19 protein-coding genes are annotated in these 21,005 nt (G+C 38.0%); 3 read left to right on the plus strand and 16 right to left on the minus strand.

Annotated elements, in window-relative coordinates:
- From RRB46_RS03235 to RRB46_RS03285, 11 genes are all read right to left on the minus strand, one after another.
- Window positions 1–986, minus strand: a 986-nt coding sequence (locus RRB46_RS03235) for a CorA family divalent cation transporter (RefSeq protein ID WP_311537467.1), incomplete at its 3' end; no start/stop codon positions are given.
- A gap of 75 nt (window positions 987–1,061) precedes the next feature.
- A complete protein-coding gene (locus RRB46_RS03240; RefSeq protein ID WP_311537468.1) occupies window positions 1,062–2,648 on the minus strand; it encodes a Na+/H+ antiporter NhaC family protein in 1,587 nt (528 codons plus the stop codon).
- Between the two features lie 125 nt (window positions 2,649–2,773).
- Window positions 2,774–3,412, minus strand: coding sequence for a V-type ATP synthase subunit D (locus RRB46_RS03245; protein ID WP_265215135.1), 639 nt, complete (start codon window positions 3,410–3,412; stop codon window positions 2,774–2,776).
- Window positions 3,413–3,421: 9 nt separating this feature from the next.
- Window positions 3,422–4,789, minus strand: a complete 1,368-nt coding sequence (locus RRB46_RS03250) for a V-type ATP synthase subunit B (protein ID WP_106461286.1) — start codon at window positions 4,787–4,789, stop codon at window positions 3,422–3,424.
- Window positions 4,782–6,551 (minus strand): V-type ATP synthase subunit A, encoded by a 1,770-nt coding sequence (locus RRB46_RS03255; RefSeq protein WP_296129973.1) that lies wholly within the window; start codon window positions 6,549–6,551, stop codon window positions 4,782–4,784. Before RRB46_RS03255 ends, RRB46_RS03250 begins: the two co-directional genes overlap by 8 nt.
- A gap of 11 nt (window positions 6,552–6,562) precedes the next feature.
- Complete coding sequence (locus tag RRB46_RS03260; RefSeq protein WP_297687954.1) at window positions 6,563–6,874, minus strand: V-type ATP synthase subunit F; 312 nt, start codon at window positions 6,872–6,874, stop codon at window positions 6,563–6,565.
- Window positions 6,867–7,862, minus strand: coding sequence for a V-type ATPase subunit (locus tag RRB46_RS03265; RefSeq protein ID WP_296129980.1), 996 nt, complete (start codon window positions 7,860–7,862; stop codon window positions 6,867–6,869). The genes RRB46_RS03260 and RRB46_RS03265 overlap by 8 nt, the downstream gene beginning before the upstream one ends.
- 2 nt (window positions 7,863–7,864) lie before the next feature.
- On the minus strand, window positions 7,865–8,413 hold the full coding sequence (locus tag RRB46_RS03270) for a V-type ATP synthase subunit E (RefSeq protein WP_311537469.1): 549 nt from the start codon (window positions 8,411–8,413) through the stop codon (window positions 7,865–7,867).
- A gap of 15 nt (window positions 8,414–8,428) precedes the next feature.
- The gene (locus RRB46_RS03275; RefSeq protein WP_296129985.1) at window positions 8,429–8,896 is read right to left on the minus strand and encodes a V-type ATP synthase subunit K; all 468 of its coding nucleotides are present in this window, start codon (window positions 8,894–8,896) and stop codon (window positions 8,429–8,431) included.
- Window positions 8,893–10,818 carry a V-type ATP synthase subunit I gene (locus RRB46_RS03280; protein ID WP_311537470.1) on the minus strand — a complete coding sequence of 642 codons (1,926 nt, stop codon included), beginning with the start codon at window positions 10,816–10,818 and terminating at the stop codon, window positions 8,893–8,895. The genes RRB46_RS03275 and RRB46_RS03280 overlap by 4 nt, the downstream gene beginning before the upstream one ends.
- Window positions 10,805–11,128 carry a V-type ATP synthase subunit H gene (locus RRB46_RS03285; RefSeq protein ID WP_296129989.1) on the minus strand — a complete coding sequence of 108 codons (324 nt, stop codon included), beginning with the start codon at window positions 11,126–11,128 and terminating at the stop codon, window positions 10,805–10,807. The genes RRB46_RS03280 and RRB46_RS03285 overlap by 14 nt, the downstream gene beginning before the upstream one ends.
- A gap of 101 nt (window positions 11,129–11,229) precedes the next feature.
- On the opposite strand from RRB46_RS03285, the gene RRB46_RS03290 reads away from it, so the two are divergent.
- Window positions 11,230–12,324: a hypothetical protein gene (locus RRB46_RS03290; protein WP_311537471.1), complete on the plus strand. Its 1,095-nt coding sequence runs from the start codon at window positions 11,230–11,232 to the stop codon at window positions 12,322–12,324.
- Between the two features lie 45 nt (window positions 12,325–12,369).
- On the opposite strand, the gene RRB46_RS03295 is transcribed toward RRB46_RS03290, so the two are convergent.
- The 5 genes from RRB46_RS03295 to sppA all read right to left on the minus strand — a co-directional run bounded on the left by RRB46_RS03295 (window position 12,370) and on the right by sppA (window position 19,178).
- Window positions 12,370–13,428 (minus strand): ribonucleotide-diphosphate reductase subunit beta, encoded by a 1,059-nt coding sequence (locus RRB46_RS03295; RefSeq protein ID WP_296129994.1) that lies wholly within the window; start codon window positions 13,426–13,428, stop codon window positions 12,370–12,372.
- A 10-nt stretch (window positions 13,429–13,438) separates the two neighbouring features.
- Window positions 13,439–13,819: a phage holin family protein gene (locus RRB46_RS03300; protein WP_106461834.1), complete on the minus strand. Its 381-nt coding sequence runs from the start codon at window positions 13,817–13,819 to the stop codon at window positions 13,439–13,441.
- Window positions 13,820–15,016: 1,197 nt separating this feature from the next.
- Window positions 15,017–17,545 (minus strand): ribonucleoside-diphosphate reductase subunit alpha, encoded by a 2,529-nt coding sequence (locus tag RRB46_RS03305; protein ID WP_311537472.1) that lies wholly within the window; start codon window positions 17,543–17,545, stop codon window positions 15,017–15,019.
- Window positions 17,546–17,731: 186 nt separating this feature from the next.
- Window positions 17,732–18,205, minus strand: a complete 474-nt coding sequence (locus tag RRB46_RS03310; RefSeq protein WP_296127538.1) for an RDD family protein — start codon at window positions 18,203–18,205, stop codon at window positions 17,732–17,734.
- Complete coding sequence (gene sppA, locus RRB46_RS03315; RefSeq protein WP_311537473.1) at window positions 18,195–19,178, minus strand: signal peptide peptidase SppA; 984 nt, start codon at window positions 19,176–19,178, stop codon at window positions 18,195–18,197. Before sppA ends, RRB46_RS03310 begins: the two co-directional genes overlap by 11 nt.
- Window positions 19,179–19,409: 231 nt before the next feature.
- Between sppA and larE the strand changes: the two genes are divergently transcribed.
- Together larE and larB are read left to right on the plus strand one after the other, a co-directional pair.
- Window positions 19,410–20,249: an ATP-dependent sacrificial sulfur transferase LarE gene (gene larE, locus RRB46_RS03320; protein ID WP_311537474.1), complete on the plus strand. Its 840-nt coding sequence runs from the start codon at window positions 19,410–19,412 to the stop codon at window positions 20,247–20,249.
- Window positions 20,246–21,004: a nickel pincer cofactor biosynthesis protein LarB gene (gene larB / locus RRB46_RS03325; protein ID WP_311537475.1), complete on the plus strand. Its 759-nt coding sequence runs from the start codon at window positions 20,246–20,248 to the stop codon at window positions 21,002–21,004. Before larE ends, larB begins: the two co-directional genes overlap by 4 nt.
- The last annotated feature ends 1 nt before the right edge of the window (window position 21,005 follow it).

A 21,005-nucleotide genomic window follows, 5' to 3' on the forward strand; every position in this document is an offset into this window, starting at 1 on the left:
GTGCCATAAATTACAAGATTAATTATTTTCTCTTGACATTTGATAGCTGGTCTAAATAATAAGGTCCCAACTAAAAGTGAAAATAATGATAAGACTATCACATATAGGTAGCCATGTTCCCAATTTAGTTCTGGCATGTTTTCAAAGTTCATCCCATACCAGCCTGTGAGTATTGTTATTGGAGTGAAGATTGTTGTTACTACTGTTAGGACTTTCATGGTGTTGTTCATGGTTAGGTCCATTTTTGAGGCGTAGGAGTCCTTTACATTTGTTATATAGTCTGAAAGATAAGATATGTTTGATGAGTACCTTTCTACCCTAAAGGATACGCTCTTTAGGTGTTTGATGTCATCTTCATCAAAGATGTCGTTTTCATTTTCTACCAGGACTTCTATGGTATCCAGAAGTCTTTCGTAAGATGTGTAGAGATTTAGGGCCTTGTGCCTATTATCTGAAATCATCTCTATAGAATTTTTGGGCTTTTTGTTCTTGTTTATCCCGTCTTCTATGGAAGCTGTTGAATTTTTGATCTGGTCAAAGATTGAGTTGTGATTTTCTATTAGGGCTGTTATGAAATGTTTTAAGATTCTTCCTGGAGACCTGGCTGAAAATTTCTTGGTCAATATTTTCTTAAAGGCTCTGGCTGAAGACTGGTCTCTGTCGTAGAGGTCTACTATTATTAGCCTGTTATTTTCTATATAAAATCCTATAAGATCAGATGCATCTAAATTGCCTCTTATATCAAGCATCTCAAGGATGGCGAAGGTGTACTTATCTTCTACTGCCATGTAGGATTTCTTGGATGAATCTGTCAAAAGCAGGTCAATGATTGCTGTATCTATATCATAGGTCTTGGCAAAATCTATAAAGGAATCCTTTCCCAGATACATAAGGTAAAAATCTTCATCTTCTATTACATCATAAAAACTATCTATGTTGGTTTTTTCAAAACCGTTATCGGTATCAAATTTATAAATATAATCCATTTTCTCTCCTTAATCTCTATGACTATATGGATTTAGGCCTTAGCTGTCAAAGTTTCGCCCACTAAAAAAGCAAGCCTAGGCTTGCTTTAACTTTTTTATTACATACATGATGAACATTATAACTATTATCCCAAAGGCAAGGGAGATTATGGCACTTTTGCTAAAGCCCGCTATTATATAGGATATAAAGGCTATGGACGCTACTGTAAGGCCATAGGGAAGTTGGGTTTTGACATGGTCGATATGGTTGGCTCCTGCCCCTGCTGATGACATGATGGTTGTATCTGATATTGGAGAGATGTGGTCTCCGCACACTGCCCCAGATAGGCAGGCTGATATGCCTATGAAAAATAGGGGATTTGTTGGGTCAAACATAGATGCGACTATTGGTATAAGGATACCAAAGGTCCCCCAACTTGTGCCTGTGGCAAAGGCTAGGGCTATGGCTACAACAAAGATAACCGCAGGCAAGAAATTATTTAAACTTCCTGCCACATTTGTCATGATATTTCCAACAAAGGCTGCAGAGCCTAGAAGGTCATTAGAAATATTTTTAAGGCTGGTGGCAAGGCTTAAAATAAGGATGGCTGAGGTCATAGATGAAAAGCCCTCTGGAAGGAGTTCCATAGACCTTTCAAAGCTAATCCTACCACTGACATTTAAAAATGCCATAGAAATTATTAGGGCAATGACTGATCCTGTTGCTAGGGCTACCTGGGAATCTGTATTGGCAAAGGCATTTACAAAGTCCAAATAATATGGACTTGCCTTATCAAAAAATCCACCCACATAGATTAGGCTACTGATGCAGGATATGATTAGGATTATAATTGGGAAGACCAGATCTCTAACCCTGCCTTCTATCCCATCATCACTAGTTTCTATTTGCTTTTTGCTATTTATCCCAAGCTCTCCGCTTTCTTTTGCCCTTTGTTCAAATTCTTTCATTGGGCCGTAGTCATTGTCTGTAAGGATTATTGTAGCAACAAAGACTAGGGTTAAGAGCGAATAGAAATTAAAGGGAATGGCCCTTATAAACATCTCTATACCAGAAAGACCTGTTCCTTCTGCATAACCTGATACAGCCGCTGCCCAAGATGAAATAGGTGCTATCATGCAGATTGGGGCTGCTGTTGCATCTATTATATAGGCAAGCTTGGCCCTTGAAATCTTATAGGAATCTGTGATTGGCTGCATGACTGAGCCTGTGGTTAGGCAATTAAAATAATCATCTATAAAGAGCATGGCTGATAGGAAATAGGTCGAGATTTGGGCTTGTTTCCTAGATTTAATCTTAGAATGAGCCCACTTACCAAAGGCCTTAGACCCTCCTGATTCATTTATAAGACTTACCATGACTCCTAATGAAATAAGGAAGATAAAGATTCCCCCATTATCCTGTATGGCCTTGATAAAGCCTTCTACTATTACATTGTCTAAAAATTTTCCAATCGAACCACCACTTGCAAGAATTGCCCCGATTACAAGGCCTATAAACAAGGAAGAATAGACTTCCTTGGTGATTAGGGCCATAAGGATTGCCACGATAGGTGGCATGAGGGCCCAGATACTTGCGAAAGTTTCTGGATGTGTATTTGCTATATATATTGATAATATCCCAACTAAGCTTAGGAATACTATTGATAATTTGTTCTTTTTCATTTCTTTCCTCTCATAAATTTTGCGTCACGATTTATATTATACTGACTAAAAATTTATTATAAAGGAATTTGCTAAAAATCATTTAAATTTTAAACAAATTTAAAACTCCCCGTCTGGGGAGTTTCTTATCTTTCTTCTGAAATTATATCTTTTACCTTCATCAAACGAGAGATGGTTGCTCTTTCGTTTTCTTCTAGTTTGCTTCTTATATATTTAATTGTTTCTTCTAAGTCTGGGATTGTCCTATATTCTAGGGCGTTTACCCTTCTTCTGGTTGATTCTATTTCGTCAGCCATTAGCTGGGTTGTCTTTTCTAGCTCGGCTAGGCTTAGAAGTCTGTCTGTGACATGGTTTAGCTTAAGTAGGGCCTCATCTAGGCCTGCACTTGTTGTAGCATAACCATATGGCAAATCGCTTGCGTTTTCGTTTTTTTCTACTTTAAACTCCATCTTAGGAATCCTAACACTCATGACATTGGCTGTTTTTATGTCAATGCCTACCTTTTGTGTTGGAAAGCTTACTGCTTCTTCGAGGACTTCTGGGCTCATGAAGGCTGAGGCCATAAGGAAGGAGGCGAAGGAATCTGATAATTCTTTTTCGACTTCTTCTCTTAGGGTCTTGTTTTTCCTGATTAATTCTAGGAATTGTCTCATTAGCTCATCTTGCTTATCTTTTAATAGCTTGTAGCCTCTTTTGGCAGTGGCAAGCCTATCCTTAAGGGTGTTTAGGTTCATCCTTGTTGGAGTTACTTTTAGTCTTGCCATTTTATGCTCCTAATCCATGTATTTTTCAATAAGGGCATCATCAATTCTCTTAAGTTCTGATTTTGGTATTATTTTTAAGAGTTCCCAACCCAAGTTTAGGGTTTCTTCTATGGTCCTATTTGTGTAGTAACCTTGATTGATGTATTTTTCCTCAAAGGCCTTGGCAAATTCTGCAAAGGCAAGGTCTGCATCTGATAGGGCTGAGTCACCTAGGATTTTTTGAAGCTCACGGGCATCTACACCTGAGGCGTAGGCTGCATAGATTTGGTTCATGGTATCTGCGTGGTCTTCTCTAGTTTTGCCCTTGCCTATACCCTTATCTTTAAGTCTTGATAGGGATGGTAGGATTGATACTGGTGGTTGGGCTCCTTGGTTATATAGGCTCCTATCTAGGATGATTTGTCCTTCTGTGATGTAGCCTGTTAGGTCTGGGATTGGGTGGGTTATATCATCTTCTGGCATGGATAGGATTGGAATTTGTGTAATTGTTCCTGGTTTGCCACGAAGTTTTCCAGCTCTTTCATATATTGTTGAAAGGTCTGTATATAGGTAACCTGGGTAACCACGACGACCTGGTACTTCTTTTCTAGCTGCTGATACTTCACGAAGGGCTTCTGCGTAGTTTGTCATGTCTGTCATGATTACTAATACTTGCATATCCTTTTCGAAGGCTAGGTATTCAGCGCAGGTTAGAGCCATTTTTGGTGTTGATAGACGCTCTATGGCTGGGTCATCTGCTAGGTTCATAAATAGTACTGAACGGTCGATTGCCCCTGTCTTTTTGAAGTCATCCATGAAAAATTGTGCTTCTTCAAAGGTGATACCTATGGCTGCAAAGACTACGGCAAAGCCTTCGTCATCTCCTAGTACCCTTGCTTGTCTGGCAATTTGGGCTGCTACTTGGTTGTGTGGCAGACCGTTTCCAGAAAATATTGGTAGCTTTTGGCCACGAACTAGGGTGTTTAGGCCGTCGATTGTTGATATACCTGTTTGGATAAATTCTGATGGATAGTCCCTTGATACAGGGTTGATGGCTGTACCATTTACGTCTCTTTTTTCTTCAGGGATAATTTCTGGACCATCATCTATGGCTTCACCTAGACCATTGAAGGCACGACCAATCATGTCCTCGCTTACTGCAAGCTCTAGTGGCCTTCCCAAAAATCTTACTGAGGTTGATTTTAGGTTGATACCTGTTGATCCTTCAAATAGCTGAACCATGGCACGGTCTTTTTCGATTTCTATTACCCTACCTCTGCGGTGTTCGCCATTTTGAAGCTTGATATCAACAAGCTCTTCGTTATCGACTCCCTCTACTCCTTCTACGAGCATAAGAGGGCCAACTACTTCTGTTACGGTTTTATATTCCTTAAGCATCTTTTGCCTCCCTCTTAATTAGTTCGCCGATTTGTTTGTCTATTTCTTCTTTAATTTGGTCAAATCTAGCCTTGTCATCTTCACTTACTAGTTTTAGTCTGGTGATTGATTCTACTACATCTAGATTTTCTATATCTTTTAACTCTACTCCTGCTCCAAGAGCCTCTAGGGACTTATCGTAGTTATAGAGTATTATTCCAAGCATCTTATTCTGTTTATTTAGTGAACAGTAGGTATCTATATCATGGAAGGCGTTTTGTTGCAAGTAGTCTTCTCTTATAGATTTGGTTACATTTAGCTTAAGCTTATCATCATCTGATAGGGCATCACGACCTACAAGTCTTACAACCTCTAAAAGGCCAGATTCTTGTTGGAGTAGGCTCATTGCACGTTTTCTATGAGTTGAGAAATCTTGGTCAACTGCCTTATCTATAAATTGGTCCATCTTGTCTTGGTAGAGTGAATATGATGATAACCAGTTGATAGCTGGGAAGTGTCTTTGGTAGGATAAGTCATAATCTAGTCCCCAGAATACCTTTACTATACGTAGGGTAGCTTGGGTTACTGGTTCTGACAAGTCTCCACCTGGAGGAGATACGGCTCCTATTACTGAAAGTGTACCTATATCATCTCTATTTCCTAAAACTTCTACCTTACCAGCTCTTTCATAAAATTCTGCAACCCTACTTGCTAGATAAGCTGGATAACCTTCATCACCAGGCATCTCTTCTAGACGACCACTCATCTCACGAAGGGCCTCTGCCCAACGGCTTGTAGAGTCTGCCATCATAGCTACGTTATAGCCCATATCTCTGAAATATTCAGCAAGGGTTATACCTGTATAGATTGAAGCCTCTCTGGCTGCTACTGGCATGTTTGATGTATTTGCTATAAGAACTGTACGTTTCATGATTGATTCGCCAGTTTTTGGATCGATTAGCTCTGGGAATTCGTTAAGTACGTCTGTCATCTCGTTTCCACGTTCACCACAACCTACATAGATTACTATGTCAGCATCTGCATATTTTGCTATCTGGTGTTGGACTACTGTTTTTCCTGAACCAAATGGTCCTGGGATTGCAGCTGTACCGCCCTTGGCTACTGGGAAGAAGGTATCTATTACCCTTTGACCTGTGATAAGTGGCTCATTTGGGTCTATCTTTCTTTTGATAGGACGAGCCTTTCTTACTGGCCAATATTGAATCATATTTAGCTCTTTGTCCCCATCTTCTGTTTCTACAACAGCTATGGTGTCAGCTACCTTAAATTCTCCAGATTTAATCTCTTTTAATCTTCCTTTTACCCCGTTTGGTACCATGATCTTGTGGGTGATAACTGTAGTTTCTTCAACTTCTCCTAGTATATCACCAGCTTCAACTTCTGCGCCCTTTTCTAAAAGAGCTTTAAATTCCCAAACTTTGTCCCTGTCTAGTCCTGGGGAAGTTACCCCTCTTGTTAGGAAATTTCCTGCAAGCTCTTCAAGTTTTTCTAGTGGTCTTTGGATACCATCATACATTCTTTCAAGCATGCCTGGTCCAAGCTCTACTGATAGAGGCCTACCTGTTGACCTAACTTCATCGCCAGGTCCTATACCAGTTGTCTCTTCATAAACTTGAATACTTGCTACATCTCCCCTCATCTCAATTATTTCGCCGATGAGCTTATCTTTTGATACCTCTACCACGTCATAGATATTAGCATCAGATAGGCCTGATGCCTCTATTAGTGGTCCAGATACTTTAGTAATTTTACCTATATTCAAATTAAGCTCCTTTAATTTAGAATGTTTGCTCCGACTGCCTTCTCAACTGAACGGTTGATATCGGCAAGGCCGATTCCTAAAGATCCCTTATTAGATGGGATTAGGATAATGGCTGGTGTAAGAGCTTCTCTATATTTATCTATTGTTTCTTGTATTTCTTTGGCAAAGGCTTCTGTTATGAAGATTACTCCATAATTATCCCCTGCTAATTTTTTTACAAGTTTACTTGCATCGTCTTTGTCTATGGCTGTAAAAACCTCGATACCTATGGCCTTAAAGGCTAGTATCGAATCCTTATCGCCTATTACTGCTATTTTATACATAAGCTTCTCTCAATCTATCTTTTGTGAATTCTTTTGAAAGGCCATTTAGCTTAGATATAAAGATTATCCTTAGGTTTTTGATTTCTTGCTCCTTGCTGATTAGATAGGCAAGTAGGACTTCTGGACCATAGGTTACAGCCTTGGCTTTTTTGGCAAAGTCCATAAAGTGATCATCTATTGCCTTTTCTAGATTTAGGAGATTTTCAACCTCTCCCTTATCATTGTCAAGAGCCTTTGCTAGATATGGATAAATCTTATCATTGGACATTTTTATCAAAAGTCCTGTCATATCAAGCTTATACATTTCAAGAAATCTGTCCTTGTCTATAAAGCCGCCATCTATTAGGGAATCACCCAGTTGGTCTAAGTCTCTTACCCTTAGTAGGGTTTTGACATTTATAAGGTCAATGGCTTCTTTGGTATAAGTTATAAGTGAATCCATGCCGGTGGCATTTGCTATATCAAGCTCCCTTTCATAATAAGACTTATCTAAGGATATGTCTATCATGGCTGGGTCTTTCCTATCCTCATAAGCATCTATGGCTCTTTTTAGATAGCTAAGATATATATTATCTTCCTCGTCTTCAAAGATGTCTTTTTCATCTGTCTTTAAAATCTGTCTTTTAAGATAGTCTACATCTATATTGCCCATTGGGGAATACTTATAATCTTCATCTTGGATAATTTCCTTGGCAAGGACCTTTAAATTATGGAAGTTGTACTTTTCTCTTAGATAGTCTGTCAGATTCTTATCTGGGGTTATATCTTCGATTTTGTCATACACCCTTACTAGTTCCTTGCTTAGGATTTCTTCATATTCTTCTGGCCTTCTTAATTCTTGGATATATCTACCATAGGATGAATCTGATAGGGCATTCATTATCTCGCTTAGGGAGTCTAATTCATTTAGCCTATAAAAATCCTTTACTAGATCATCTTCATATATTCTAGTTGATATAGAAGCTCCTATGAAGTCATCTCTTTTCATAATTACCTTTCTTCAAAAATACCAGATATTATTTTCTTGATCTCATCCTTGTCATAGTCGATTATTGATGAAAAGCTATTGTCATAGATAACATCCCCATCTTTAATTATGAAACCATCATCGACTGTTTCATATGAAACATTTAGTCCTTTTAGGTCTTCTGAGTCAAAGAAGGTTCCATCCCTTAGAAGGATATCTGCCTTCTTGCCTGGGAAGTCCTTAAGTCTATTTAGGACAAATTTCTTGTAAGAATGATTATCTAGGCCTTTGAGCTCTTCCATGAGCCTTTCGATTATAGAGTTTATGAGCTCGTTTTTAGCTGCGATTTTTATATCACGGGCATTTCTTGATGCTGAAAGCTCTTCATTAGCCAAAATTTGCTTAGCTTCTTTTTTGGCTGCATCTATAATCTTGTCTACTTGGCCCTTTACTTCAGCTTCAGATTTTTCTCTAATTTCTTTAGCCTCGCCTTCTGCGGCCTTTAATATCTGATTTTTTTCCTCTTCGCCTTTTTTCCTTATTGAATCTAATATTAAATCAAGATTAGTCATAATCTTACCCTAATATTAGGCTCTTAGAACTAGTAGTAGAGAGATAACAAATCCTAGGATAGCGTAAAGCTCAACCATTACTGAATAAATCATACCTTTTGTAAATTCAGGTTCGTTTTTAGCTAGGATATTGATACCAGCTATAGCTACCTTAGCTTGTTTTACAGCTGAAAAATATCCAACTATTGCTACTGGAAGAGCTGCCATTAGTAGGTATAGGCCCTTTGCAAAGTCGATATTTGCATCAAGTCTTAGCATGATAAAGAATGCTATAGCAAAGCCGTAAAGACCTTGGGTACCTGGTAGAAGTTGAAGGATTAGTACCTTACCAAACTTTTCTGGTTGTTCTACTGTAAGAGCTGCTGCAGCCTCACCTGCCATACCTGTTCCCTTAGCACTTCCCATACCTGAAATAAGGGTTGCTATTGCCATTGCTAGGGCACCAAAAACTAGTCCGCCATTTTGAATTAAAAATTCTGTCATTTTCTTTCTCCTCTATTAATTAATATTTTTTTAGTATCTTCTAACATTTCTTTAAATTTTACGCCGCCGCCTTCATAAAACTTACCAAACATCTCTACATAGATAAGTCTTAGTGAGTGAACGTAGGCTGACAAGTAGGATAGGAACATATTAAATAGTTGGAATAGTACAAAGACTAGGATTCCGCCTATAATTCCGCCAATACCTGCCCCAAATAACATCTTAACAATTACATTTACCGCATAAGCTACAAAGCCGCCTGATAGAACAAGGGCCATTAGTCTAAGGAAAGAAACTATATCTCCTACCCAAGAGCTTATGCCGTATAATTCATAGACACCTGAACCAATCCTGCCGCCGATTGATTTAGCATCACGTCCTGCAAATAGGACAATACCAATCATACCGACTCCCATTACATATAAGCCAATCTTATTTTTAGTTAAAGCGTAAGCAATAGGTCCTGCTAGAGCCATATACCAAAATACTACATCATAAACAGCATCAAGGACCTTGCCATCCCTAATATACATATAGGCTTTCATGCCTAGGGCTGTAAATAAGGCAATACCACCTATCACAAGACTCATTACTATTAGGGTATTGATATCAGTCTGGGTATCAATCCAGCCAAATGGCACATCGATGATTCCACCAAAAACCGATCCAAATAATATACCAAAACAGCAGGCTGATAGGGAAATGCCTAAAAATAGTTTAATCATCTTCTCTGTTGATTTTGGTAAGTCTTTTGTCTTAAGGATTACAAGGGTTGCAATCACACCAAGAGCTCCATAACCTAAGTCTCCAATCATAAAGCCTGTAAATATAGTATAGAAAATGGCCACAAGCAAGGATGGGTCAAATTCGTTATATTTAGGTAGGGCATAGGTTTCAACAACAGATTCGTAAGGTTCAACTATTGCGTTATTTTCAAGGATAATAGGTACATCTGGATCATCCTTACTGGCTTCTTTTATATCTAGGATATATTCTTTATCTAAGGATTTTTCTATGTCGGCTTTAAACCTGTCAGTCATGGACTCAGGTATGTATCCTTCGATAACATCCATTTGCGAAGTCTTAAGGAAGTTTTCTGTAGCTTCTTCCTTGCTCTTTTCATTGACAAGATATGATTGATATAGGTAGAAATCTTCTAAATATTTATCAAAATCTCCTATTTCAGCCTCAATTTTCTTAATTTCTGTCTTAAGATTAGCTTCTTCTTTCTTAAGGGCACTTAGGCTCTGACTTACAGAAGCATCTGCCTTAATACTTATTCTTGAAAATCCGTACTCTCTTAAAAGTTCTTTAAATCTTTCTTCCTCATCAAGAGAAGCGATAGCAACAATAAAGCTAGTCTTATCCACTTCCGAATACCTATAGATTAGGGATTCATTAAAGCTTTTATCGACTAGGCTCTTCTTTAGGCCATCGTAAAACTGGCTAGAAATAGTACCTGTTTCCACATAGACTCTCTTAGAATCGTACAGACTTCTAATATCGACATCTATATCCTTCCATGGATTAAGGTCTCCTATTTTCTGCTCTATGGCTTGGTTTTTATCAACCAGCCCTTCTCTTTCTTTAACTAATTTTATAAGCTTATCATAAATGAGATTGAAATCAAAATTCTTAGAGTCCTTATAGACCTCATCAATATCTAGCCTTTTGAAATCCTTATCTTCTTCTTTAGAAGAATATTTTAAGCTTGTTTCAATGGCAAAGGCCAATTTATCAAGCTTTTCATCCAAGGCTTGAATCTTAGTAGAATTTGTAAGCTCCTTTAGATAAGTCTCGTCTTCTTTTACCTTTAGATCGTTAAAATGCACATAGTTAAAATTTTGAAGAATATCAAGTAATAAGCTCCTTTTTTCCTCAAAGGCAAGTAAGCTAAACTTATTCATCTTAACTATTGCCATTATTTACTATCCTTTCTACAAGAGTATTGATAGTCGCTTCAACCTTGGCCTTATCTACATCCAAGATTTTTTTTGACTCATCTCTTGCTTTTGCTATCACTGGTTCTCTCTTTTTTTCTGCCTCTTTTTTAGCATCAGCTAGAATCTCTTCAGCCTTTTTCTTAGCCTTAGCAATCTCATCTTTATAGGCAAGATTTGCTTGGTTTTTTGCCTCTTCGATGAGAACTCTAGCCTGATCTTTGGCAGCGTCAAGCTCTTTTGCCGCAGTTTCTTCTGCAAGCTTAACTTGACTTAGAATATCATCAGTCATATTTCACCCCCTATTTATACTTAAATTATATCATATTTTTACCCAAAACGGGTATAATCTAGACAAAATAATCGTAATATTGTAAATAAAAAGGAAATTTTATGAAAAAAACCCTAATCGCCCTCATTTTTGCAATCCTATTAGTAGCTTGCAAAAGCAAAGAGGCCCCAAATTTAGAAGCCTATCCACTTTCAAAAATAAAATCTTACACCTATGATGAAAGTCTTTACACAAGGACAAGAATAATAGATTATCCGTCAAATATCAAAGGTAAAAGCTCCTATGATAAAAAAGACCTAGCCAATCTTGATTATAACAAGGAAGTAAGACTAGGAGACCTTTTCTTTAGGATACCGGAAAAGGGCCAAATCTTCAAAAACGATAATATATACTATATAGATTTTCCAACAAACCCTGCCTACGACATAGTCATATCTTTTGAGGATTTAAGTGACTTTTATGACTCCGACCTGATAGACTTATCTAGCAAAATAATAAAAGAAAAAAAATTAAGTCAAAAAATAAGTTCTATGCCTATAAAAAACATCATGACCAACCTTGATAGCGCCTATTTTATAAGCAAAGATGGCAACAAGAGTTCAAGTCACTTTTTTATAAAAGGAGACAGCAGTCTAGTCTACTTTGTAATCAGAGAAGATACCAGCAAGTCAAACGCATCCGCAGCCATCATGGCAGATATCCTAATGACAGCCTATAACATGTCAGATGACCCTTTTGAAATAAATAAATCCTTCAAAGACCACAAGGAGGCCCTATCAGTCTTTGCCACAAAAGAAGTCCTAATAGATAAGCAAAAAATAAAAATCCCAGAAAACTTCTACCTCCACCAAGATGATGATGACCTTAAATCATTCATAGCCAAGGACCACAACGAAGTCATAGCCGAGATAATAATAAAAGAAGATAAAGAAAGTAGCGATATCTACGAAGCTTATAGCCAAAACTCAGGCCAAATACTCTACCCAGCCCAAATCGTAAATATGGGAAAACTAGATAAAAGCAAAGGCATCCTAGAAGGAGATGTCAGAATCTACCTACAAAATGACACCCTCACAGGCAAAAAATACCTAATAAAAACAAATGACTCCTATATAAGCCTAATAGTAGCTGGCCCCCTTGCTAACGAATCCCTAGTCAAATCCATGGCTGAGTCTATTAAAAACTCAATTAAATAGTTTAAAAAAGAGAAAGCGCTAAAAAAGCAACTTTCTCTTTTTATTTTATAGGTCATCTTCAATTATTGATGATTTAGAATAAGCTGTTACCTTGGCTTCGAAGAAGTCGGTTTTTACTGCGTTTGGATCTGAGATTTCATCTACCCATTTCATTGCTTGTGGAATTTCCTTGTAGCCTTCAAAAAGTGGCTCAAAACCAAGGCCTAGAGCACGGAGATTGCCTAGGTATTTGATGTAATCTTCAATCATCTTTGTAGAAAGGCCTGCTATATTATCGCCTATGGCATATTTGCCCCATTCGATTTCTTGTCTAACACCTTCTTTAAGCATGTCCCTGTAGATTTCTACCGCCTCATCTGTAAAGAGGTCAGGTCTTTCCTTCTTAAGGTCATTTATAAGGGATCTAAAGAGCCATAGGTGGGTATTTTCGTCCCTATTTATATATCTAATCTCTTGAACAGTTCCTGGCATCTTGCCATTTCTACCTAGGTTGTAGAAGAAGGAAAAGCCTGAATAGAAGTAGATTCCTTCTAAGATATAATTTGCTATTAGGGCCTTTACAAATTGGAATTCATTATCTTTTTGCAAGAATTCATTGTATTGGTCACCAATAAACTCATTACGACGAAGCAAGTGGTCATCTTCCTTCCAAAGGTATAAAATCCTAGTTCTTTCTTCTGGAGAACAAATTGTATCTAGGATATAAGAATAAGATTGGGAGTGGATTGACTCTTGGTAGGTCTGAATTGACAAACAAAGGTTAATCTCATTTGCTGTAACATAGGTTTGTAGGTTTGGCAAATTGGCTGTTTGGATCGAATCAAGGTAGGTTAGAAAGGATAAAATCCTATCAAAAGCCCTCTTCTCATATTGATCAAGCTTCCTATAATCCTTGATATCCTGGTTTAAGTTAATCTCCTCAGGTATCCAAAAGTTATTCATAGCCTGCCTATACCAATCGCTTGTCCAGGTATATTTTAGGTTGTTAAAATCATTAAGATTTGTGGTATTACCTTGGATAATCTTTCTCTTAGCTAGGTCTATATCCCCATCTTCATTGAAAATACCACGCTTTTCAACTTCTTTCTTTTTACTTTCTTCCATTATAACCTCCTTAAGATAATAACTTCATTACAAATGATGAAACAATTGATAAGACAATGCTTGCAAAAATCAAACTAAAAAAGCTACTATTAATATATGCCCCGCCTACAAATTTAAATGCCAAAGATAAAACAAAGGCAGAAATCACAAGGGAAAATAAGCCAAAAGTCAAAATTGTGATAGGAAAGGCAAAAAATCTAAGTACTGGCTCTACAAACTTTTCAAGTATAGTCAAAACTCCTGCTGTAATAAAAAGGGCAGATGTCTTATCAAAACTGATACTTCTGATAAGTTTACTCAATATAAATAATGAAATTAAATTTACAACAAATAAAGCTAGTAAAACATTTCCACTTTCCTTAGCAAAATTCTTTTTCTTACGTCTATTCATAAAATACTCCTTTTAAAATCCAAGATTTGTTATTGTTGCTTATATACTATTATACCAGATTATTTTTTATTTTAACCAAGATAAATTATTTTAGGGGGTTTTCCCCTAAAAACCCTTTTTTATACTATCCAAGATAATAGCATTATAAAGTTGTTCTCTTCGTAACTTAATCTCATTATGAATTATTTATATTTACTATTGAATCTTCGTTCCAAGGGGAGGCCCAAGGACCCTTTCGTCGCTCTCGGCCGCTAAGGCAAATTGGGTCCACATCGCCCTCCCCCTTATACCCCCGGCAAGCCCGTCGGCTCATGGAGACTTACACCCCGCAAGCGACTCTTGCAGAGGGCAAATTGAAGATTGCCTCTGGCAATCTTCTTTGTTAGACCTGACTGCAATTCATCCTGGAGCAAAATCTATTATTTCAAATCTCGTCAGCTAAAAATTTAGATTCGCTTCACTTCGTTACGCTCAACAAAATTTTATTAACGCTTCCTTGATTTAAAATAATTGACGATTTTATTTCAGTAAATCTTAAGATCACCTTCTCTAGACATACTAATTGCAATGTTTGCGAGAGCAAACGAGCCTTAGAACTGATTCGTCGTTATAATTCTCTCAGAATACAGAACTATATCCCCAAGGTCGGGAGATTTTGTAAATGGAGATGCCGTTAATAAAATCTCCTGACGCACGAGTTAAAATTAAATTCCTGTAATTACTAAGATATAGAGTGCATATAAAAGAAACATTTGGGCTAGATTGAGATTTTTAGGCATCGGAATGTCAAAATCAGTAAGGATAAGAATAGCTAAAACAAGGAGTTCTGTCTAAAAAGAGTGGCTTGCCGAAGGCAAGCTTCTAATCATGCTCCCCGCCTTAGGGGCCGCCTGGGGGTGTAACGGGGAGGGGGTGCAAGGGGGAGCCCAATGAGGGACCATGCGGAAGGTCCCTTGGGGCTCCCCCTTGAGACGAAGATTCAGTTGTATATAGAAATAATTCATAATGAGATTAAGTTACGAAGAATAATAGTTATTAACAATAATTCATTATAAAATAAAAGAAAAAACAATTTATATTGCATAAAAAAAGAGAGGGCTTTTGGGAGCCCTCCCATAAAAAATCATATCCCCTCAAAAAGAGGTCTTAGGGTATAATCCCCTAAAATATATTTATCTTGGATAAATTCCTTAAATCCTATGCGGAGCAAGTATCACATTCTTCCACTTCGAGGCTCTTTCCTCTTACATAGTAGATGCTTTTTACTCCACTTTCCCAAGCTGTAAGGTAGATATTTAGGATTTGTCTCATGGTGTATTCTGTTGTGATATAGATATTGACAGATTGGGCTTGGTCCATGTGTCTTTGTCTTACTCCTGCCATTCTCATGGAGATGTTTTGGTCTATATCGTGGGCATTTTCATAGAGCCAGAAGGTCTTTGTTGTAAGTCCTGGGGCTACTCTTGGTACTATAGCTCCCTTTTTTTCTTCTAGGAAGTAGCGGCTCATTATTGGGTCTACGCCTGCTGATGTGCCTGAGATTATTGATGTTGATCCTGTTGGGGCTACTGCCATCAGGTAGCCATTTCTTAGACCATTTTCCCTTACATCTTTGGCTAGTTTTACCCATCTTTCGCTTGTGTAATCTCTATCTGTGAAGTAGTCCCCATTTTGCCAATCGCTGCCTTCAAATACTTGGTAGGATCCCTTTTCTTTAGCTATTTCTACACTTTCTTTGATGGCATAATAGTTTATATCTTCATAGACCCTGTCTGCTAGGTCGGCGTGTCTTTCTTCATCTGACCAGCTTATGTCGTTTTTAACTAGCATGTGGTGGTAGCCACTTGTGCCCAGGCCTATGGCCCTGTATTTTTTGTTGGTTACCTTAGCATATGGGGTTGGATAGTAGTTTAGGTCTATTACATTGTCTAGGGCCCTTACTACTGTTCTTACTGTTTCTTCAAGCTCTTGGTCATTGTTTACGTCAAGTTTTCCGAGTGTTAGGCTTGCTAGGTTACATTCTACAAAGTCGCCTGGCCTTGTCTTATTTACTATGACTTTTTCCCCATTTTCTGTGACTATCTCTTGGGAGATGGTTTCTGATGGGCTCATGTTTTGGGCAATCTCTGTGCAGAGGTTTGATGAATAGATCATGCCTGCGTGCTTGTTTGGATTGGCCTTATTTACTAGGTCTCTATTGAAGATAAATGGAGTTCCTGTTTCTGACCAAGATTTAATTAATAGTCTTACCATGTCTTTGATTGGCATGATTCTTCTTGATATGTCCTTGTCTGCTACAAGTTTATGGTAAAAGACTTCAAATTCTTCACCGTAGGTGTCTTCTATGGCCTTGCCATATTTTTTCTCCACTTCGTGTGGGTCAAACATATGCCAATCGCCTTCCATATTATCCCTTACTTCTCTCCAGAAGAGGTCTGGCACGCAGACTCCTGGGAAGACGTCGTGGGCTTTCATCCTGTCATCGCCGTTATTTGTCCTTAGACCTAAGAATTCTGGCATGTCCTTATGCCAAATATCTAGATAAACTGCAACTGCTCCCTGCCTTACTCCAAGTTGGTCTACTGCTACTGCTGTGTCATTGGCAAGTCTTATCCAGCGGATTACTCCTCCTGCTACTCCTTCAAAGCCCCTTATATCTGAGCCAGAAGCCCTTACTTTTCCAAAATACATGCCCATGCCGCCTCCGTGTTTGGAAACCTCGGCAAAGTTAGTTATGGACCTGTAAATGCCCTTAAGTGTATCTGGAACTGTTTCTATAAAGCATGATGAAAGCTGATTAAATGGCTTTCTAGCGTTGGTCATGGTAGGTGTGGCCATGGTTGCCTTTAGGCTTGACAATATATCGTAGAGTCTTTTGGCAAAGCCAATCTTATCCTTTTCTGGAATGGCTAGGTGCATGGCAATGCCCATGAACATTTCCTGGATATTTTCAATGAGGTGGCCGTCATGGCTTCTTATTAGGTATCTCTTCCTTACTAGGTCTAGGCCTGAGTAGGTAAAGATGTCATCCCTTTTATAATCTAGGTAGGCTTCTAATTCATCTATCTGATCAGATGTGTAATTTTCAAGCATGTATGACCCATAAAGACCCTTTTCTGTAAGGAATTTTATTTTGGATTTAAAATCATAAAGCTCATATCTTTCTTCATATTCCTTGATTTCTAGATTCATCTTGTAGGCTAAAAATCTGGCTGCGATTATTTCCCAATCTGGAGCTTCCTTGCTTGTTAATTCGCTTGCAGCCCTTATAATAGCCTCTAGGATTTGTTTTTCATTCATGTCTGGTTTGGTGAATGATTCAAATTTGAAATATAGGCTTTCTATTGGATATCTTTGACTGTCAAATTCTCTTTGAACCTTGGCAATTATTTCCATAAGGTCCTTATCATCTATATATTCCTTAAAATCGTAGATTACCTTTCTATCCATATTGTGCTTGGCACGGTAGAGGATAAAAGATTTTACCTCTCTGTAGTAGTTTTCATCAATAAGGCCAAGCTCTACCAGGTCTTGGACTTCTTCTACTGTTACTGTGTGGTCTTTTGGGAATTTCTTCTTGATGGTATCCCTTATTTTTTGAGCTATGCTGTCTAATTTCTCATCGCTTATGGATGAATCTACCGAGATAAATGCCTTTGATATGGCTCTTTTTATTTTTTCTATCTCGAAATCAACCTTTGATCCGTCTCTTTTAATTATCTTCATTATATCTCCAAACTAACTACTAGATGTAGTGGTATTTTCTCAAAATCTATACTTATCATACCTTATATGGTGGCTAGTGCGAAATATAGATAAAAAAAGCACAAAGGCCTTCAAAGCTTATCTTCGTGCTTTCTTTTAAAATTTTCATCGATTTTTAATAATAAATTTCCTAAAAAGTCAATTTAGCTAAATTTCTTTTGCATACAAATCCCTATAGGCATCTTCCCTTACGACAGCTGTGTCTGTGAAAAGGTCGATTAAAGTTTGCTTTTTAGGTGTAAAAAGGGCTAGGGCATATAGGAAAATTAATTTGTTTTGGACATATCTTCCTGCAATTTCCCTTATTAGGATTTGGCTATTTGATAGGTCAAAGCCATCTAAGGATACCACCCTAAGACCAGTTATCATCTTGCCTAGGGATTGACCTCTAGTGATTAGGGATGTGATTGTAAAATAGGCCAGGCTTATGATTGTATTAAGGCATGCATAAATACCTATACCCATAAATTTTGCATCTTCTCCAAGAGGGATAAAAAATTTAATTATGGTAAAAAGAGCAGATACGATCATCATATCTATGATATAGGCAAGTAGCCTTATACCAAAGGATGAGTAAGCGTAAGCAAAATCTCTTTCCTTATAAATCTTATTATTTTCCATAGACTCCCCCGTAAATATACATAGGAGCCTGCCTATTTTCTTCCATTAGTTCCTTTAAAATGGCAAGATCAGAAGATGATTTCTTAAGGTCTTCCACCTTTTGGAAAAGTTGTCTGAAAGAAAGATTTGCAAATGAGCTTTCCACTACTTGTGGGTCATCTAGCTTATTTTCCTTAATCATATCTTCTATTGCCATGTCAATATCGCCAATCTTATCCACTAGGCCATTTTTTATAGCTTGGGCTCCGTCATAAACCCTACCATCGGCAAGCTTTCTAACATCGGCTTCACTCATTTTCCTTCCTTCAGAGACAATTTTTACAAAACGGCCAAAGGCTGAATCTACGAGACCTTGGAGGTAGGCTTTTTCTTCATCATTTAAATCTCTTCCCATGGTACCTGTGTCCTTCATCTTGCCAGAAACCACGTTTTGCTCCTTGATTCCATATTTTTCAAAAAGTCCTTGGAAGGAACGTCCACCCATTATTACCCCGATTGATCCTGTAAGGGTCTCGTTTGAAGCATAAATTCTATCTGTAGGGGCAGATATATAATAACCTCCAGATGCTGCCATCTCTTCCATTACAGAATAAACTGGGATTTTCATCTCTTTAAGTTTTTTAATTTCCTTGGCAATTTTTTCTGAAACATAAACAGAACCACCTGGTGAATTTACAGCAAGGATAACACCCTTTGTAGTTGGGTCATCTGCTGCTTCCTTAAGCTGGTCGATTACAAATTGGCTGTTGTCATCACCTTGGATTACCCCTTCTAGAGAAATTTTTCTAATCTTTTGGCTAGGATTTGTTCCTTGGATAACTTCTTGGTCAAATAGTTGAGACTTGCCCAAATCTTTAAGGTATGATAGGCCCTTAGCCTCTTTTTGCTCGCTAGTGTCTTTCATAAGCATGGAAGCAACTAGGATGAGGACTGCAAGCCCTACTGCTATCCATCTTTTTGCATTATTTTTCATAAAAACTCCTTTATATTTCAATCTTAACTAAAATTATTATACCCGAAAAAAATCAAGACTTAATCAAGTTAATTGCATTTTGCTAAGCTTTAAGTACAATGAATATACATCACAATTATCGTTAACACTCGATTACATTGTTATGTATAGGTCCATGTGGACCTATCTACATAAATTAAGCTGTATTTTTTCCAAAAATATGGCTTAATTATTTTTTTAATAAGGATACTTATGAAATATATAGAAAAAAAAGAGAAACTAATAAAAATTATCAAAGACCTCTTAAAAGATAAATTTATCCTAGCCTTTTCTGGCGGAGTTGATTCAGCCCTCATCATGAAGCTTGCAAGCCTTTATAGGGAAAGTGAAAACGATGTTAGGGCTATGTTTTTTAAGGCCATGTCCACCACAAAGGAAGAAGAGGAAAATGCCATAAGGCTAGCCAGGGAAATGGGTGTGGACCTTGTCATAAGAGAAGTCGATATACTCACCAATGATAAAATCGCCCACAATGCCAAGGACAGGTGCTATCATTGCAAGAAAACCCTCTTTAGCGAAGCTATAAAGCTAAAGGAAGACCTGGCTTTTGGAGCAGTTGTCGATGGGACAAATACAGACGATCACAAGGTTTATAGGCCAGGCCTTATGGCCCTAAGGGATTTAGGGGTTGTAAGCCCCCTAAATGAGGCAGGCTTTTCTAAGGCAGATGTCAGACGCCTTGCAGAAGAACTTGACCTTAGGGTAGCCAAAAAGCCATCAGCTCCTTGTCTTTTAACTAGATTTCCTTATGGGACAGAAATCAAGAAAGAAAAGCTAGATAGGCTAGAGATGGCAGAAGGCTTTATAAGAAGTCTTGGCTATGGGAAATTTAGAATAAGGGACCACGATGACCTTGCAAGGCTTGAAATAGAAAAGGCAGACTTCCCTAAATTCTTTAAGGAATATGACCTTGTTGTTAAAAAGCTAAAAGACCTGGGTTATTCCTATGTTTGCCTTGACATGGAGGGCTTTAGGTCTGGTTCAATGGATATAAATCTCTCCAAGGAAGAAAAGGATAAGTACAGCCTATGATTGATAAGAAACAACTAATTGATGATATAAAAAATGGCAAAATAAGCGATGAAGAGGCTCTTAAAATCCTAAATGACAAGGGCTATGAAGATGTAGGCGAAACTAGCAAGATAGATTTTGATAGAAAATCTCGCAGGGGCTTTCCTGAAGCCATCTATTGCGCATCAAAAGATGATGAAAGCCTGGTAAGGATTTTTGAAGCCTTTGCCAAGAAAAAAGAATCTGTAATAGGAACTAGGGCAAGCAAAGACCAATTTGACCTAGTTAAGGCCAAGGTAAAGGAAGCCACCTACAACGACCTAGCAAGAATTATCTCCCTAGATTTTAGCAAGGAAGAAGAGAAAATCGGCGAGATTGCCATAGTCTGCGCCGGTACAAGCGATTTGCCAGTCCTCCTTGAAGCAGAAATTACCGCAAGATTTTTGGGAGCAAGGGTTAAAACCTACACAGATGTGGGTGTTGCAGGCATACACAGGCTCCTTGATAAGATAGAAGAAATAAAAAAAGCCAATGTCATAATAGCCATAGCCGGCATGGAGGCAGCCCTGGCTACAGTCCTTGCAGGCCTTGTGGATAAGCCAATCATAGCTGTACCAACCTCAGTAGGCTATGGGGCAAATCTTGGCGGAATCACAGCCCTTCTTTCCATGATTAATTCTTGTGCAGAGGGAGTTAGCGTTGTAAATATAGACAATGGCTACGGAGCAGCCTACGCAGCCTGTCAGATAAATAAATTAATAGCGAAAGGAAATTAAA

The organism is uncultured Anaerococcus sp. (assembly GCF_963512375.1).
GTDB lineage: Bacteria > Bacillota > Clostridia > Tissierellales > Peptoniphilaceae > Anaerococcus.